Origin of the sequence: Streptomyces aculeolatus (assembly GCF_020400605.1) — a bacterium.
Lineage (GTDB): Bacteria > Actinomycetota > Actinomycetes > Streptomycetales > Streptomycetaceae > Streptomyces > Streptomyces aculeolatus.
This window is the reverse complement of sequence record NZ_JAINRD010000007.1, coordinates 231,168-246,579: the sequence shown is the minus strand read 5'-3', so window position 1 is coordinate 246,579 and position 15,412 is coordinate 231,168. Positions and strand designations below refer to the sequence as shown.

The window sequence follows — 15,412 nt, the reverse complement described above, 5'->3', positions numbered from 1 at the left end:
CGACCTGCGAACACGTGAAACCCGCAGCTATCACCCAGCTACTCAAACATTCCGCGGGACCGCGACGACACACCATCCGCACAACCCACAAAACACCCCCTGACCTGCGAATTCATCGCGTGGGGCCAGGGGCGGGATCATTCACACATTGAAGCGGAATTCCACTACGTCGCCGTCGCGCATCGCGTAGTCCTTGCCCTCCATGCGGGCCTTGCCCGCTGCGCGGGCTTCCGGGACCGAGCCCGTGGCCACCAGGTCGTCGAAGGAGATGACCTCGGCCTTGATGAAGCCCTTCTGGAAGTCCGTGTGGATCACGCCCGCCGCCTCCGGGGCCGTCGCGCCCTTCTTGATGGTCCAGGCGCGGGCCTCCTTCGGGCCTGCGGTGAGGTAGGTCTGGAGGCCCAGGGTGGCGAAGCCCACGCGGGCCAGGGTGACCAGGCCCGGTTCCTGCTGGCCTACGGACTGGAGGAGTTCGAGGGCGTCGGCCTCGTCGAGTTCGGCGAGTTCGGATTCGAGCTTGGCGTTGAGGAAGATGGCCTCGGCCGGGGCGACCAGGGCGCGCTGCTCGTCCTTGAAGGGCTCGTCGGACAGTTCGTCCTCGTCGACGTTGAAGACGTAGAGGAAGGGCTTCGCCGTCAGCAGGTGCAGGTCGTGGAGGAGTTCGGCGCGCTCGGTGCCCTGGGCGATGCCCGCGGCGAAGAGGGTCTGGCCGGCGTCGAGGATGGCCTTGGCCTCCTCGATGGCGGTGAGCTTGGGGCCCAGGTCCTTCTTGATGCGGGATTCCTTCTGGAGCCGCGGGAGGACCTTCTCGATGGTCTGGAGGTCGGCCAGGATCAGCTCGGTGTTGATGGTCTCGATGTCGTCCTTGGGCGAGACCTTGCCGTCCACGTGGACCACGTTCTCGTCCCGGAAGGCGCGGATGACCTGGCAGATCGCGTCGGACTCGCGGATGTTGGCCAGGAACTTGTTGCCCAGGCCCTCGCCCTCGCTCGCGCCGCGCACGATGCCGGCGATGTCGACGAAGTCGACCGTCGCCGGGAGGATGCGCTGGGAGCCGAAGATGCCCGCCAGGGTGCCGAGGCGGGGGTCCGGGACGCCGACGACGCCGACGTTGGGCTCGATGGTGGCGAACGGGTAGTTGGCCGCCAGCACCTCGTTCTTGGTCAGGGCGTTGAAGAGGGTCGACTTGCCGACGTTCGGCAGGCCGACGATTCCGATCGTGAGCGACACGTGAACGACTTCCTACGAGGTACGGGGACGGGGGCGCGACACGGCGGGGACCCCGACGACGATTCTACGGGTGTCCCCGCGCGCCCCGTGTGTGCGTCCTGTGGGACTCCGGCACTCCGAATGAGCGCATTCTGTGCCCCTCGCGGGGTTTCGCCTGCTGGGGGGCCTACCGTGGAGCGATGCAGCATCACCGTACGAATACGGATCCTGACGGAGAGCGACGGCAGGCTCACGTCCCGCGACCGGCCCGCGAGCCCGACCCCTCCGGGGCCGCCGGGCCGGAGGAGAGCGCCGTCGTGTACCGGGCCGCGGTGCGGCGGCCGGTGCCGCCGGTGCTGCGCACGCTGCTGCGGCCCGCCGGGCCGCGGCTGACGGCGGCCGGCGGAGGGCTGCTCGCGGTGGCGGCGATGCTGGGCGCCGGGGCGTTCGTGCAGGTCGCGATGGGGACCGCGCCGGTGTTCTACGGGGTGGTGTTCCTGCTGCTCTCGGTGTGCTGCGCGCTGTGGATCCGGCCCTCGGACGTCATCGCCGCGCCGATCGCCATGCCGATCGCCTTCGCCGCCGGCACCCTGGCCCTCGGCGAGGGCTCGGACGGCGTCTCCTCGCACGTGATGGCCGCCGGCACGACCCTCGCCCTGGAGGCGCCGTGGCTCTACGGGGGCACCCTGCTGGCCGCCGCCCTCGCCCTGCTGCGGCACTTCGCCCTGCTCGCCGTGCGGCGCAGCCCGGGCGGGGGCGGGGAGCCGCCGGCCCGCCGGCCGTCGTCCTCCGGCGCGCGGCGGCGGGCGCAGCCGCGGTCGCGGCCGGCCCGTCCCGAGCAGCAGGGCGCCGCCGTCAGTCCGCCGCCTCGGCGGCCAGCGCCGCCGCCTCGGCGCGCAGGTCGCGGCGGAGCTCCTTCGGCAAGGAGAAGGTGAGCCGCTCGTCCACCGGCTGCACCAGGTCCACGTCCGCGTAGCCCCGCTCGGCGAGCCACTCCAGCACGCCGTCAACGAGTACCTCCGGCACCGACGCGCCCGACGTCACGCCGACCGTCGTCACGCCCTCCAGCCACGCCTCGTCGATCTCCTCGGCCCCGTCGATCAGGTACGACGCCTTGGCGCCCGCGTCGAGGGCGACCTCGACGAGCCGCTGCGAGTTCGACGAGTTCTGCGAGCCGACGACGATCACGAGGTCCGACTCCGCGCCCACCTGCTTCACCGCGACCTGCCGGTTCTGCGTCGCGTAGCAGATGTCGTCGCTCGGCGGGTCCAGCAGGTTCGGGAAGCGGCCCTTGAGCCGGTCGACCGTCTCCATCGTCTCGTCCACCGACAGCGTGGTCTGCGACAGCCAGACGACCTTGTCGGGGTCGCGCACCTCGATGCGGTCCGCGCCCTCCGGGCCGTCGACGAGCTGGATGTGCTCCGGGGCCTCGCCCGACGTGCCGATGACCTCCTCGTGGCCCTCGTGGCCGATGAGCAGGATGTCGAAGTCGTCCTGGGCGAACCGGACGGCTTCCTTGTGCACCTTCGTCACCAGCGGGCAGGTCGCGTCGATGGAGGCGAGCCGGCCCTGCTTCGCCTCGTCGTGGACGACGGGGGCGACGCCGTGCGCGGAGAAGATCACGATGTTGCCCGGGGGCACCTCGGCCGTCTCCTCGACGAAGATCGCGCCTTTGCGCTCCAGCGTCTTGACGACGTACTTGTTGTGCACGATCTCGTGCCGCACGTACACCGGTGCGCCGTACTGCTCAAGCGCCTGCTCGACCGCGATCACCGCCCGGTCGACGCCGGCGCAGTAGCCCCGGGGAGCGGCGAGAAGGACGCGGCGGGCGGGCTGCGGAGCGCTCGAAGCAGTCATACCGCCATGGTACGGAACGCCCCGTGCGCGGTTCGAGGGCGCGGCGGCCCGCGACCCGTCCGCCGGAGCCGCCCGGGTGTCGTACCCCGCCGTTAGGCTCGGGGCCATGGCGGTGAACACGGCAGAGACGCCCATGCCCGTGGGGGTGGTCTCGCGGAAGATCGGCGGCTGGATCGACCGGCTCGGCGCGCTGTGGGTGGAGGGGCAGATCACCCAGCTGTCGCGGCGGCCGGGCGCGGGCGTGGTCTTCATGACGCTGCGCGACCCGGCGCAGGAGGTCTCCCTGACGGTGACGTGCTTCCGCGACGTGTTCGACAAGGTGGCGGATGTCATACAGGAAGGCGCCCGCGTCGTCGTCTTCGCCAAGCCGGTCTGGTACGCGCCCAGCGGCCAGCTCTCGCTGCGCGCCGCCGAGATCCGCCCGGTGGGCGTCGGCGAACTGCTGGTGCGGCTGGAGCGGTTGAAGAAGGCGCTGGCCGCCGAGGGGCTCTTCGCGCCGGAGCGCAAGAAGCCGCTGCCGTTCCTGCCGCGCCGCATCGGGCTGGTGACGGGGCGCGCGTCGGCGGCGGAGCGGGACGTGCTGGAGACGGCGCGGCACCGGTGGCCCGCGGTGCGGTTCGAGGTGCGGCCGGTGGCGGTGCAGGGGGTGCACGCGGTGCCGCAGATCGTCAAGGCCGTGCAGGAGTTGGACGGCCTGCCGGAGGTGGACGTCATCATCGTCGCGCGCGGCGGCGGCAGCGTGGAGGACCTGCTGCCGTTCTCGGACGAGCAGCTCGTACGGGCCGTGGCCGCGTGCCGTACGCCGGTGGTCTCCGCGATCGGCCACGAGCCGGACAACCCCCTGCTGGACCACGTGGCGGACCTCCGTTCCCGTACGCCCACGCACGCCGCCAAGGACGCCGTGCCGGACGTCGGCGAGGAGCACGTGCGCATAGAGCAGCTCCGGCAGCGCGCGCTGCGGGTGCTGACGGGGGTGCTGGACCGCGAGGAGCGCGGGCTCGCGTCGTGGCTGAGCCGGCCGGCGATGGCCGAGCCGTACGGGATCGTGGACGAGCGCGCGGAGGTCGTGGACGCGGTCCTCGCGCGCGGGCGGCGCACGCTGGCGCATCTGCTGGACCGGGCGGACTCCGAGCTGGAGCACACCCGCGCCCGGGTCGTCGCCCTCTCCCCCGCCTCCACGCTGAAGCGCGGCTATGCGGTGCTCCAGCGGCAGGACGGCGCGGCGGTGCGCGCTGCGGACGAGGTGAGCGCGGGCGAGGAGCTGCGCGCCCGGGTCGCCGACGGGGAGTTCGGTGTCACGGTCGGCCCGGTGTCGTAGGCGGGTCCTAAGGTGGGGGCCATGGCAGAGACGAAGGACCGGGGGACTCTCGGCTACGAGCAGGCGCGGGACGAGCTGATGGAGGTCGTGCGCCGGCTGGAGTCCGGCGGTTCGACCCTGGAGGAGTCCCTGGCGCTCTGGGAGCGCGGGGAGGAGCTGGCCCGGATCTGCCGGCAGTGGCTCGACGGCGCCCGCGAGCGGCTCGACGCGGCGCTGGCGGCGGAGTCGGACGACGGGACGGGCGGCGCCGGGGGCGACGCGGGGGCCGGGGAAGCGGAAGAGGGCGGTCAGGACGCGGAGTCGGACGCCTCGGACCGTAAGGGCTGACGACGCCTCGGACCGTAAGGGCTGAGGGCCTGCGGCTGTACGGGCCGGGGGCCGCCGGCGTCGGTCGCGCATCGTTGCGCGGCCTCGGGCGGCCCGCTCACAGCTCCTTGAGTACGGACCTGTTCGGGGCTCCCCGGCGTCCGCTCACTTCTCCTTGAGCGCCGACGCCATCCGCTCCATCTGCTCCATGCTTCCCGTGCCGGTGACCACGGTCGTCACGCCGTCGCCCTTGTTCACCAGCGCGTCGTACGCCTTGCCCCGGTAGTGCGCCCACTCCTCGCCGGCCACCTGCCGGCTCTCGCCGGTGGGCCGCGCCTCCTGGGTGACCCTGCGGATGAAGGCGTCGGGCTTCTTGCTCCCCTGCTCCACCGCCACGTACTCGTCGTCGGGCGTGACGAAGCCCAGGTGCCACGTCGTGCCGTGGTCGCCGGTCCCGCGGTACGTCACGGAGTTGGCCCGCCAGTCGTCCGGCAGCCCCACCGGTGCGACGACCGGGAACGGTGCGGCGCGGCGGGCCTGGCCCAGCTCCTGGTCGTAGGCGACGGCCGCCATCTCGTTGCCGTCGCCCTCGCGCGGGAGGACGCCCCAGTAGACGAAGAGCGACACCCCGCAGGTGACCGTCAGCGCGCCCACCAGATTGCGCACCGTCCGCATGCTGTTCCTGTCTGCCACCCCTCCATCGTCCCTCATCGCGGAGTGATCTCTTCCCCGGGGTGCGGGCGCCCGGCCTGACGGCGACGAACCGACCCGCTCATCCGAGGGGCGGTGTGCTCATAATGGCGATAAACGGATAGGCTTTGGGCGCCCCCTCCCGCCACTCCGGCCGTCGACCGAGCGGAAAGGTCCTCACGGATGCCGCAGTCCAATGAGACGCCCCACCACCTCCCCGAGCAACTGGAGGTGGCCCCCGAGGCCCCCGACCGCAACCTCGCCCTGGAGCTGGTCCGGGTCACCGAGGCCGGCGCGATGGCCTCCGGCCGCTGGGTCGGCCGCGGCGACAAGAACGGCGCGGACGGCGCCGCCGTACGCGCGATGCGGACCCTGGTCAGCACCGTCTCGATGAACGGCGTCGTCGTCATCGGCGAGGGCGAGAAGGACCACGCGCCGATGCTCTTCAACGGCGAGCGCGTCGGCGACGGCACGGGACCCGAGTGCGACGTGGCCGTCGACCCGGTCGACGGCACCACCCTGACCGCCAAGGGCATGGGCAACGCCGTCTCGGTGCTCGCCGTGGCCGAGCGGGGCTGCATGTTCGACCCGTCCGCGGTCTTCTACATGGACAAGCTCGCGACCGGCCCCGAGGCCGCCGAGTACGTCGACATCAACGCGCCCGTCGCGGTCAACATCCGCCGCGTCGCCAAGGCCAAGGGCGGCACCACGGGGGACGTCACCGTCTGCGTGCTGGACCGGCCGCGCCACGACGGGCTGGTGCAGGAGGTCCGCGAGGCCGGGGCGCGGATCAAGTTCATCTCGGACGGCGACGTCGCCGGCGCCATCATGACCGCCCGCGACGGCACCGGCGTCGACCTGCTGCTGGGCGTCGGCGGCACCCCGGAGGCCGTCATCGCGGCCTGCGCGATGAAGTGCCTGGGCGGTACGTTCCAGGGCCGGCTCTGGCCGCGGGACGACGCGGAGCGGCAGCGGGCGCTCGACGCGGGGCACGACCTGGACCGTACGCTCCTGATCGACGACCTGGTGCGCGGCGAGAACGTGTTCTTCGTCGCCACCGGGATCACGGACGGGGAGCTGCTGCGCGGCGTGCGCTACCGCGCGGACCGGGCGTTCACGCAGTCGCTGGTGATGCGGTCGAAGAGCGGCACGATCCGGCAGATCGAGTCGGAGCACCGGCTGTCGAAGCTGCGGGCGTACAGCTCGGTCGACTTCGACCGGGCCCAGTAGCGGGGCGCGGCCGGCGGCCGGCGCACCGGGCCGGTGCCCCCGCGCATTGCGGCGCGACGGGTGAGCGGTGCGGCCGGGTGGCGGGTGCGTACGGACGACGCCCCCGGCAGAACCGTTTGTCCGGACCCCCGGACCCCGCGGGCCGCCTCAGCCCGCCTGGGCTATCCCCCGCGGGGCCGTCAGCTTCTCCGCCGTCTCCCGCCGCCTGCGCCGCGCCTGTACGACCCGTCGCTCCGCTGCCGTGAGGCCGCCCCAGACGCCGTACGGCTCGGGCAGCAGCAGCGCGTGCTCCCGGCACTCGACCATCACGGGACAGCGCGCGCAGACCCGCTTCGCGGCGGCCTCGCGCGAGAGCCGGTCGGCGGTGGGCTCCTTCGACGGAGCAAAGAACAGCGCGGCCTCGTCCCGCCGGCACACCGCCTCCGTGTGCCAGGGATCCCCCTCTTCCCGCCGTCCGGAGCGCTGGATCGGCACCCGGGCTTCCTGCAGGGACTGCTGGTGGGACTGCAGCACGGTCCACTCCTGACGACGGCGTTGGCGGATCAGGGACAAAGCTGTCTCGTAAGGCGTACGACCGTTCGCACCTGCAGCCGTACGGAGGAGACGATGCACGTGCTCTACCCGCTGTGCGCGCGCTTATGCGCCGAGTGGCCACCCGGGATGGAGGTGCTGCTTCCGGGTCTGCGGGGGCAGTTGGGAGTGGTGGAACAGGGTCAGTGACCGAGGCCGTGCTTGCGCATCCGGTCCGTCAGGTTCTTCAGGAACTTGCCCTTTTTGCCCTTTGCGTCCACGCCGCCGAAGAGCGCGAAGCCGGTGACGACCACCACCGGCGCACGCGGGTCCTCCGCCTCCTGCGCGTGCACGTCGAAGCCGCCGAAGACCGCCGTGCCGGAGCCGCGCAGCGACACGTTCTCGGGGACCTTGATGTCGACGCCGCCGAAGATGGCGGTCGCGTTGATGACGATCTCCTGCTGGTGGAAGACCGCCTCGGTCAGGTCGATGTCCACGCCCCCGAAGAGCGCGAACGCCGTGGTCCTGCGCCCCACGCTCCAACGCCCCTTGCGCGTGGAGCCGCTGAAGACCGCGACGAGGGTCTGCGACTGCGGCTGCGGGTACGACGGCGGGGGCGGCGCCGCGGCGGACCCGGCCGCACGCCGGCCGACCGGCAGGTCGCGTACGAGCGGCTCCAGCTCGCCCACGGTCTTGGCGTTGTAGACGCCGTCGATCCGCTCGGCGTGCTCCTCCGGGTCCAACCGCCCCTCGGCGAGCGCCTCGCGGAGGATGTCGGCGACGCGGTCGCGGTCCGCGTCGGACGCGCGCAGCTCTCCCTCCGCGACCGGCTTCTTCGACAGCGACGGCTGGGCGGCGGGCACGGGGGCGTTGTCGCGCGGGGTCTCGTCCACGGGCCCAGCGTAACCAAACGCGATACATCGTGACTAGGCCCCTCGGGCGGGCGGAGGGGCACCTCGCCACGCCGCGCCCGGGCGGCCGTCCTAACCTGGAGGACGCACAGCCGCCGCCGGCCGACGACAAGGAACGCGATGACCGCCACCGCCCGCCCCGCCAGCCCCGCGTTCCAGTACACGGACCTCCTGCCGCTCGGCGCGGACGACACGACGTACCGCCTGCTGACAACAGAGGGTGTGCGCACGGTCGAGGCGGGCGGGCGTACGTTCCTGGAGGTCCGGCCGGAGGCGCTGCGGCTGCTCGCCGCCGAGGCGATGCACGACATCTCGCACTTCCTGCGCCCCGCCCACCTCGCCCAGCTGCGCGCCATCTGCGACGACCCCGAGGCGTCGCCCAACGACAAGTTCGTCGCGCTCGACCTGCTGAAGAACGCCAACATCTCGGCGGCGGGCGTGCTCCCCATGTGCCAGGACACCGGCACGGCGATCGTGATGGGCAAGCGCGGGCAGCACGTGCTGACCAAGGGCCGGGACGAGGAGGCGCTGTCGCGCGGGGTGTACGACGCGTACACCAAGCTCAACCTGCGCTACTCCCAGATGGCGCCGCTGACCATGTGGGACGAGAAGAACACCGGCAACAACCTGCCGGCGCAGGTGGAGCTCTACGCCGCCGACGGCGACGCGTACAAGTTCCTCTTCATGGCCAAGGGCGGCGGCAGCGCCAACAAGTCGTTCCTCTACCAGGAGACGAAGGCCGTACTCAACGAGGCGTCGATGCTGCGCTTCCTCGAGGAGAAGATCCGCTCGCTGGGCACGGCCGCCTGCCCGCCGTACCACCTCGCGATCGTCGTCGGCGGCACCTCCGCGGAGTACGCGCTGAAGACCGCGAAGTACGCCTCCGCGCACTATCTCGACTCGCTGCCCACCGAGGGCTCCCCCACCGGCCACGGCTTCCGCGACACCGAGCTGGAGGCGAAGGTCTTCGAGCTGACGCAGACGCTCGGCATCGGCGCGCAGTTCGGCGGCAAGTACTTCTGTCACGACGTGCGCGTCGTCCGGCTGCCGCGGCACGGCGCGTCCTGCCCGGTGGCCATCGCGGTCTCCTGCTCCGCCGACCGGCAGGCGCTGGCGAAGATCACGGCGGAGGGCGTCTTCCTGGAGCAGCTGGAGCACGACCCGGCGCGCTTCCTGCCGGACACCACCGCGGCGGAGCTGACCGCGGGCTCCGCCGGCGGCATGGACGAGGCGGTGCGGATCGACCTCGCCCGGCCGATGGCCGAGGTGCGCGCGGAGCTGACGAAGTACCCGGTCAAGACGCGGCTGTCGCTCACCGGCCCGCTCGTCGTGGCGCGCGACATCGCGCACGCGAAGATCAAGGAGCGCCTGGACGCGGGCGAGGAGATGCCGCAGTACCTGAAGGACCACCCCGTGTACTACGCCGGCCCGGCCAAGACCCCCGAGGGCTACGCCTCCGGCTCCTTCGGGCCGACGACGGCGGGGCGGATGGACGCGTACGTCGAGCAGTTCCAGGCGGCGGGCGGGTCGATGGTGATGCTGGCCAAGGGCAACCGCTCCAAGCAGGTCACCGACGCCTGCGGCGCGCACGGCGGCTTCTACCTGGGCTCGATCGGCGGTCCCGCCGCGCGGCTGGCGCAGGACTGCATCAAGAAGGTCGAGGTCCTGGAGTACGAGGAGCTGGGCATGGAGGCGGTCTGGAAGATCGAGGTCGAGGACTTCCCGGCGTTCATCGTGGTGGACGACAAGGGGAACGACTTCTTCACCGACCCGGGTCCCGCGAAGCCGTTCGTCACCAGCATCCCGGTGCGGGGCGCGGCGAAGCCGTAGCGGGGCGCGCAGGACGGCCGCCGCGGCCGGGGCAGCCGGGGCGCGCGAGGCTCGTGCGGGCGGTGCGGGGCGGCCGGGTCGCGCCGGGCGCCCCCCGCGGACGTACGAGCCGGGCCGTACGCCGGCGCCCTCAGCCGCGGCGCCCGGCCGCCGCCCGCCGGCGCAGCGCGTACACCGCTCCCCCGCCGGCCAGCACCAGCGCGGCCGCTCCCAGCCCGTAGCCCACGGCGCTGTCGGAGTCCTCGGCGGCCTGCGGCTCGGCGTCGCGGTCGCCGCCGCGGCCGTCGTCGCGGCCCGCGTCACCGCCCCTGCCGCCCTCGGCCTCGCGCGCCGGCGCGTCGGTCAGCTTGTCGATGTCCGGCGCGCACACCACCGCCTTCTCCGCGCCCTTCTCGTACGCGCACGCCGTCGCCGCCAGCTCACCGGCCGTCGGCGCCCCCTTCGCGAGCCGCGTCCGCGCGGTGAACTCCGCGCTCTTGTTCCCCTTCAGGTCCGCCGTCCAGCTCACCTCGCGGCCGCCCCGCACCTTGCCGCCCGCGCCCGGCTCGACCAGCTCCAGGTCCTCCGGCAGCGTCTGGCGGACCACGAGGCCCTCGATCGCCCCGTCCTGGAGGCTGGAGACGCGGATCGTGTACGTGGCCTCCTGCCCCGGGCCGGAGGTCTTGCGCGCGTTGTCGATGGTGATCTTCATCGCGGGGCCGGTGACCCGCGGCACGTCCTTGCCCTTGTCGTCCCCCTTGTCGCCGTCCTGCCCGGCGGCGCCCGCCGGCTGGGCCGCGGCCGCGAGCAGGGCGCAGGCGAGCGCGGCGGCACGGGCGGCACGTGCTCCGCTGCGGAAACGACGGGTGCGAAGGCTGGTCGTCACGTCACTCCTCGGGACTCCGGGCCGGATCCGGCCCTGGCCTGCTGATCTCTTTGTTCGCTACTGCTCTCTTCCGATTTCTCCCGGTCCCGGTCGATTCCACCGCGTCACCGCCCGGGCCCGCGGCAGCTGCGGCGGCAAGTCCGCGGCCGTCCCCGCCGAATCCACCGTTCGGCGCACGGGCGGTGTCGGTGAGCGGTCGTATCCTCGGCAGCATGAGCCAGCCCGCTGACCCGTCCCCCGCCGAACGCCCCGCATCCGACGGCTTCCGCATCGAGCACGACTCGATGGGCGAGGTCCGCGTCCCCGCCGGCGCCAAGTGGCGCGCGCAGACGCAGCGCGCCGTGGAGAACTTCCCGGTCTCCGGGCTGCGGCTGGAGTCCGCGCACATCGCCGCGCTGGCCCGTGTCAAGGCCGCCGCGGCGAAGGTCAACGCCGAGCTGGGCGTGCTGGACGCGGACGTCGCCGCGGCCGTGCAGGCGGCGGCGGAGGAGGTCGCGGCGGGCCGCTGGGACGGCGAGTTCCCGGTCGACGTCTTCCAGACCGGCTCCGGCACCTCGTCGAACATGAACATGAACGAGGTGCTGGCCACCCTCGCGCAGGAGAAGCTGGGTGCCGAAGGGCCGGTGGTCCACCCCAACGACCACGTCAACGCCAGCCAGTCGTCGAACGACACGTTCCCCTCCTCCATCCACATCGCCGCCACCGGCGCGGTCGTGCAGGACCTGATCCCGGCGCTCACCCATCTGCAGGCCGCGCTCGCGGGCAAGGCAGAGGAGTTCGCGGAGGTGGTGAAGTCGGGGCGTACGCATCTGATGGACGCCACGCCCGTCACCCTCGGCCAGGAGTTCGCGGGGTACGCGGCCCAGGTCGGCACCGGCGTCGAGCGGCTGCACGCCTCGCTGCCGCGGCTGGCCGAGCTGCCCCTCGGCGGCACCGCGGTCGGCACGGGCATCAACACCCCGCCCGGCTTCGCCGCCGCCGTCATCGCCGAGGTGGCGCGGACGACCGGGCTGCCGCTGACCGAGGCCCGCGACCACTTCGAGGCGCAGGGCGCCCGCGACGGCCTCGTGGAGGCGTCCGGCCAGCTGCGCACGATCGCGGTCGGGCTCACCAAGATCTGCAACGACCTGCGCTGGATGGGCTCGGGACCGCGGACCGGGCTCGCCGAGATCGCGCTGCCCGACCTCCAGCCCGGCTCGTCGATCATGCCGGGCAAGGTGAACCCGGTGGTCCCCGAGGCCGTACTGATGGTCTGCGCCCAGGTGATCGGGAACGACGTGACGGTCACCACCGCCGGCGCCTCGGGCAACTTCGAGTTGAACGTGATGCTGCCCGTCCTCGCCCGGAACGTACTGGAGTCGATCCGGCTGCTGGCCAACGCCGCACGCCTGCTCGCCGATCGCACGGTCGACGGCATCACGGCGCACGCCGGGCGCGCCCGGGAGTACGCGGAGTCGTCCCCGTCCGTCGTCACGCCGCTCAACCGGTACATCGGCTACGAGGAGGCGGCCAAGGTGGCGAAGAAGTCGCTGGCCGAGCGCAAGACGATCAGAGAGGTGGTCCTCGAAGGCGGGTACGTCGAACGCGGGCTGCTCACGGAGGAGCAGTTGGACAGTGCACTGGACGTGCTGAGGATGACCCGCCCGTGAGGCACTGCTGGATACCATCGTCGGATGCACGGGCCAGACGCGACGCTTGACAGCGACCAGAACGTCTCAGGCGGCCGGTGGACGCCGGGGGACCACATCCTCTGGCGCTACCGCGCCCACCCGGCGCCCGGCACCGCCGGCGCGGCCGGCAGACCCGGCGGCACCCACGACGGCCCCCGTGCTCCCGGCGGCCCCGCCGACGGTCACCACAGCCCCAACGGCCACGGCGGCCACGACGCAGACGCCCCCCGCGAGGCAGGCCTGCTGGGCCGTACCGTAGCCGTCTGCCGCCCGGTCACCGTCGTCCGCGACGACGCCGAGACGCTCGCCGTCTGGGTGGCGCCCGACACCGAGTGCGTGCGCCCCGTGCTCGCCGACGGCACCGAGTTACACCGCGAACCGCTTGCCACCCGCTACACCAAGCCCCACCGCCCGCTCCGCACCCGCTGGTTCGGCGCCGGCGTGCTCAAGCTGGCCCGGCCCGGCGAGCCGTGGTCCGTCTGGCTGTTCTGGGAGGTCGACTGGACCTTCAGGTCCTTCTACGTCAACCTCGAGGCGCCCCGCGTGCGCTGGGCCGGGGGCGTCGACTCCGAGGACCACTACCTGGACCTCGTCGTCCACCCGGACCGCTCGTGGGAGTGGCGGGACGAGGACGAGTTCGCCGCCGCGCAGCGGGCGGGACTGATGTCCGCATCCCGGGCCGCGGCCGTGCGGGACGCCGGCCGCCGGGCGGTCGACGCCATCGGGGCGTGGGGGCCGCCGTTCTCCGCCGGCTGGGAGCTTTGGCGCCCCGACCCGAAGTGGACAGTTCCGCTTCTTCCGGCGGATTGGGACCGCACACCGGCGCGCTTGTCTTCATGAGCCTCTTGCTGCGCCCCGGTAGGTCAAACGTAGGATCGACGTCCACAGCACCGCAGTGCCCACAACTCAACCCGCCCTGTGGAGACTTGGGTGGATACGGCCGGATGGACGGTACCGACACGTGACGGAGCGCGACAGGCGGCGGGCAGCCGCCGAGCGGACGGAGTCCGGCAACACCCTTGCCGCCTCCGGCACGGACGAGGCGGTGTCGCCGACCGCAGCCACCGCGGACCCGGGCGAAGCCATCCCCGATCCGCGTGACGCCCTGCACCGCGCGAAGCCGGCGCAGGGCCCGAAGTCCACGGCGGACGCCGCCGGCGGCGTGCCGGCCCACCAGGGCGCCGAGGACACCCCCAGCGGCGGCCGCCCGCGCCCCCAGCCGGGCGGGGGCCGCGAGGGCGGCCTCGGCCGGCCCGGCGGCCGGGCGCCGGAGGAGGACGCCGCGTCCGCGCGGCTGCGGTTCCTCGGCGCGGCCACGCGCCGGATCGCCCGCGGCATCGACCTGGACGAGATCGTCCTCGGCCTGTGCCGCTCCGTCGTCCCGTCCTTCGCCGACGCGATCCTCGTCTACCTCCGCGACCCGCTGCCCGTCGGCGACGAGCAGCCGACGGAGCCGTTCCGGCTGCGGCTGCGGCGTACGGACCGGATCACCGACGGCGTGGAGGACGTCGACAGCATGGGCGGCAGCCGGCTGCTGCCCGCGGCGACGGAGCCGGAGACGCCGGGCCTGGGCGCGGCCGAGCAGGTCGACGTCGTACGGGCCGGGGCGCTCCTCGAAGTGCTGCGCGGCGTCCGCCCGGTGTTCGGCGAGACGCTGGCCGCCCGCGCCGCCCTCATCGAACTGCTGGGCCGCGAGAGCCCGCTGGCGAACGCGCCGGCCGACAAGCGCACCATCGTCGCCCCGCTGCGCGGCCGGCGCCGCGTGATCGGGGTGGCGGTGCTCGTACGGGGTCCGGCGCGGCCCGCGTACGGGCAGGACGACCTGCTGATCGCCGCCCAACGGGCCACGCACACGGCCCTCGGCGTCGACAAAGCGGTGATCTACGACCGCGAGGCGTACATCGCGGACCAGTTGCAGCGCACGATGCTGCCCGAGTACCTGCCGGAGCCCACCGGCGTCCGTCTCGCCAGCCGCTACCGGCCCGCGGCCGAGACCGCGCGGGTCGGCGGCGACTGGTACGACGCGATCCCGCTGCCCGGCAGCCGGGTCGCGCTGGTCGTCGGCGACGTCATGGGCCACTCGGTGACCTCCGCGGCGATCATGGGCCAGCTGCGTACCGCGGCGCAGACGCTGGCGCAGCTCGACCTGCCGCCGCAGGAGGTGCTGCACCACCTCGACGAGCAGGCGCAGCGCCTCGGCGACGACCGCATGGCCACCTGCCTCTACGCGGTCTACGACCCGATCGCGCACACCCTCACCGCCTCCAACGCCGGCCACCCGCCGCCGGTCCTGCTCCGCCGCGACGGCACCAGCGAGGTGCTGGACGTACCGCCGGGCGCGCCGATCGGGGTGGGCGGCGTGGGCTTCGAGGCGGTGGAACTCCAGGCGCCGCAGGGCTCGACGCTGCTGCTCTATACGGACGGCCTGGTCGAGTCCCGGCTGATGGACGTCTCCACGGGCATCGACCAGCTCTGCGCCCGCCTGACCCGCACGGCGGCGCTCACCGGCCCCGGCAACCCGCCGCCGCTGGAGCCGCTCTGCGACGAGGTGCTGGACGTCCTCGGCCCGGGCGACCGCGACGACGACATCGCGCTGCTCGCGGCGCGGCTCGACGGCATAGCGCCGAGCGCGGCGGCGCAGTGGTCCCTCGACCCGCGGGCGCAGGCGCCGCGAGAGGCTCGGTCGCTGGCACGCGGCGCGCTGGCGGGCTGGGGCCTGGAGGAGCTGACGGACATCGTGGAGCTGCTGGTGAGCGAGGTGGTCACGAACGCCGTCCGCTACGCCCAGCGCCCGGTCACGCTGCGCCTGGTCCACACGGACCGGCTGCGCTGCGAGGTGGTGGACGACGTCCCGCAGCTGCCGCGGATGCGGCGGGCGGGGCCGGCGGACGAGGGCGGTCGGGGGATGTTCCTGGTGAACAAGCTGGCCCGGCACTGGGGCGCGGAGCGCCTGAGTGTGGGCAAGGTGGTGTGGTTCGAGATCTGACCGCGGTCCCGCCCCTGCGGGGGCGGGAGC

14 protein-coding genes are annotated in these 15,412 nt (G+C 73.2%); 8 read left to right on the top strand and 6 right to left on the bottom strand.

Annotated features, from left to right (window positions below; translation table 11 throughout):
* Positions 1-141: 141 nt before the first annotated feature.
* The gene (ychF, locus tag LG396_RS15525; RefSeq protein ID WP_225795201.1) at positions 142-1,230 is read right to left on the bottom strand and encodes a redox-regulated ATPase YchF; all 1,089 of its coding nucleotides are present in this window, start codon (positions 1,228-1,230) and stop codon (positions 142-144) included.
* Positions 1,231-1,409: 179 nt separating this feature from the next.
* Between ychF and LG396_RS15520 the strand changes: the two genes are divergently transcribed.
* Complete coding sequence (locus LG396_RS15520; RefSeq protein ID WP_225795200.1) at positions 1,410-2,144, top strand: DUF6542 domain-containing protein; 735 nt, start codon at positions 1,410-1,412, stop codon at positions 2,142-2,144.
* On the opposite strand, the gene LG396_RS15515 is transcribed toward LG396_RS15520, so the two are convergent.
* Entirely contained in the window at positions 2,065-3,066 is a 1,002-nt protein-coding gene (locus LG396_RS15515) for a 4-hydroxy-3-methylbut-2-enyl diphosphate reductase (protein WP_064751388.1), read from the bottom strand. The genes LG396_RS15520 and LG396_RS15515 overlap by 80 nt on opposite strands.
* A 106-nt stretch (positions 3,067-3,172) precedes the next feature.
* Here LG396_RS15515 and xseA point away from each other — a divergent pair, with 106 nt between their 5' ends.
* Both xseA and LG396_RS15505 read left to right on the top strand, forming a co-directional pair.
* Positions 3,173-4,384, top strand: a complete 1,212-nt coding sequence (gene xseA, locus LG396_RS15510) for an exodeoxyribonuclease VII large subunit (protein ID WP_018842663.1) — start codon at positions 3,173-3,175, stop codon at positions 4,382-4,384.
* Positions 4,385-4,405: 21 nt separating this feature from the next.
* A complete protein-coding gene (locus LG396_RS15505) occupies positions 4,406-4,711 on the top strand; it encodes an exodeoxyribonuclease VII small subunit (protein ID WP_027768620.1) in 306 nt (101 codons plus the stop codon).
* Positions 4,712-4,855: 144 nt separating this feature from the next.
* On the opposite strand, the gene LG396_RS15500 is transcribed toward LG396_RS15505, so the two are convergent.
* A complete protein-coding gene (locus LG396_RS15500; protein WP_225795199.1) occupies positions 4,856-5,383 on the bottom strand; it encodes a DUF4245 domain-containing protein in 528 nt (175 codons plus the stop codon).
* 180 nt (positions 5,384-5,563) lie between these two features.
* Here LG396_RS15500 and glpX point away from each other — a divergent pair, with 180 nt between their 5' ends.
* Positions 5,564-6,610, top strand: coding sequence for a class II fructose-bisphosphatase (glpX, locus tag LG396_RS15495; RefSeq protein WP_018834541.1), 1,047 nt, complete (start codon positions 5,564-5,566; stop codon positions 6,608-6,610).
* A gap of 147 nt (positions 6,611-6,757) precedes the next feature.
* Here glpX and LG396_RS15490 read toward each other — a convergent pair whose 3' ends face one another.
* The gene (locus LG396_RS15490) at positions 6,758-7,123 is read right to left on the bottom strand and encodes a WhiB family transcriptional regulator (RefSeq protein ID WP_018834542.1); all 366 of its coding nucleotides are present in this window, start codon (positions 7,121-7,123) and stop codon (positions 6,758-6,760) included.
* Positions 7,124-7,323: 200 nt separating this feature from the next.
* A complete protein-coding gene (locus tag LG396_RS15485) occupies positions 7,324-8,013 on the bottom strand; it encodes a DUF1707 SHOCT-like domain-containing protein (protein WP_018834543.1) in 690 nt (229 codons plus the stop codon).
* A gap of 138 nt (positions 8,014-8,151) precedes the next feature.
* On the opposite strand from LG396_RS15485, the gene LG396_RS15480 reads away from it, so the two are divergent.
* Entirely contained in the window at positions 8,152-9,861 is a 1,710-nt protein-coding gene (locus LG396_RS15480) for a fumarate hydratase (protein WP_225795198.1), read from the top strand.
* Positions 9,862-9,991: 130 nt separating this feature from the next.
* On the opposite strand, the gene LG396_RS15475 is transcribed toward LG396_RS15480, so the two are convergent.
* Positions 9,992-10,726, bottom strand: a complete 735-nt coding sequence (locus LG396_RS15475) for a DUF11 domain-containing protein (protein WP_225795197.1) — start codon at positions 10,724-10,726, stop codon at positions 9,992-9,994.
* A gap of 212 nt (positions 10,727-10,938) precedes the next feature.
* Here LG396_RS15475 and LG396_RS15470 point away from each other — a divergent pair, with 212 nt between their 5' ends.
* The 3 genes from LG396_RS15470 to LG396_RS15460 all read left to right on the top strand — a co-directional run bounded on the left by LG396_RS15470 (position 10,939) and on the right by LG396_RS15460 (position 15,382).
* Entirely contained in the window at positions 10,939-12,375 is a 1,437-nt protein-coding gene (locus LG396_RS15470; RefSeq protein WP_018834546.1) for a class II fumarate hydratase, read from the top strand.
* 24 nt (positions 12,376-12,399) lie between these two features.
* Complete coding sequence (gene fomD / locus LG396_RS15465; protein ID WP_225795196.1) at positions 12,400-13,236, top strand: cytidylyl-2-hydroxypropylphosphonate hydrolase; 837 nt, start codon at positions 12,400-12,402, stop codon at positions 13,234-13,236.
* Between the two features lie 121 nt (positions 13,237-13,357).
* On the top strand, positions 13,358-15,382 hold the full coding sequence (locus tag LG396_RS15460; RefSeq protein ID WP_225795195.1) for an ATP-binding SpoIIE family protein phosphatase: 2,025 nt from the start codon (positions 13,358-13,360) through the stop codon (positions 15,380-15,382).
* Positions 15,383-15,412 lie beyond the last annotated feature (30 nt).

What these genes read in the sequence shown, in the direction of transcription:
- LG396_RS15520 (WP_225795200.1), top strand. Translation starts at nt 1,410, where the DNA reads ATGCAGCATCACCGTACGAATACGGATCCTGACGGAGAGCGACGGCAG.
- LG396_RS15505 (WP_027768620.1), top strand. Translation starts at nt 4,406, where the DNA reads ATGGCAGAGACGAAGGACCGGGGGACTCTCGGCTACGAGCAGGCGCGG.
- LG396_RS15480 (WP_225795198.1), top strand. Translation starts at nt 8,152, where the DNA reads ATGACCGCCACCGCCCGCCCCGCCAGCCCCGCGTTCCAGTACACGGAC.
- LG396_RS15515 (WP_064751388.1), bottom strand. Translation starts at nt 3,066, where the DNA reads ATGACTGCTTCGAGCGCTCCGCAGCCCGCCCGCCGCGTCCTTCTCGCC.
- glpX (WP_018834541.1), top strand. Translation starts at nt 5,564, where the DNA reads ATGCCGCAGTCCAATGAGACGCCCCACCACCTCCCCGAGCAACTGGAG.
- fomD (WP_225795196.1), top strand. Translation starts at nt 12,400, where the DNA reads ATGCACGGGCCAGACGCGACGCTTGACAGCGACCAGAACGTCTCAGGC.
- LG396_RS15470 (WP_018834546.1), top strand. Translation starts at nt 10,939, where the DNA reads ATGAGCCAGCCCGCTGACCCGTCCCCCGCCGAACGCCCCGCATCCGAC.
- xseA (WP_018842663.1), top strand. Translation starts at nt 3,173, where the DNA reads ATGGCGGTGAACACGGCAGAGACGCCCATGCCCGTGGGGGTGGTCTCG.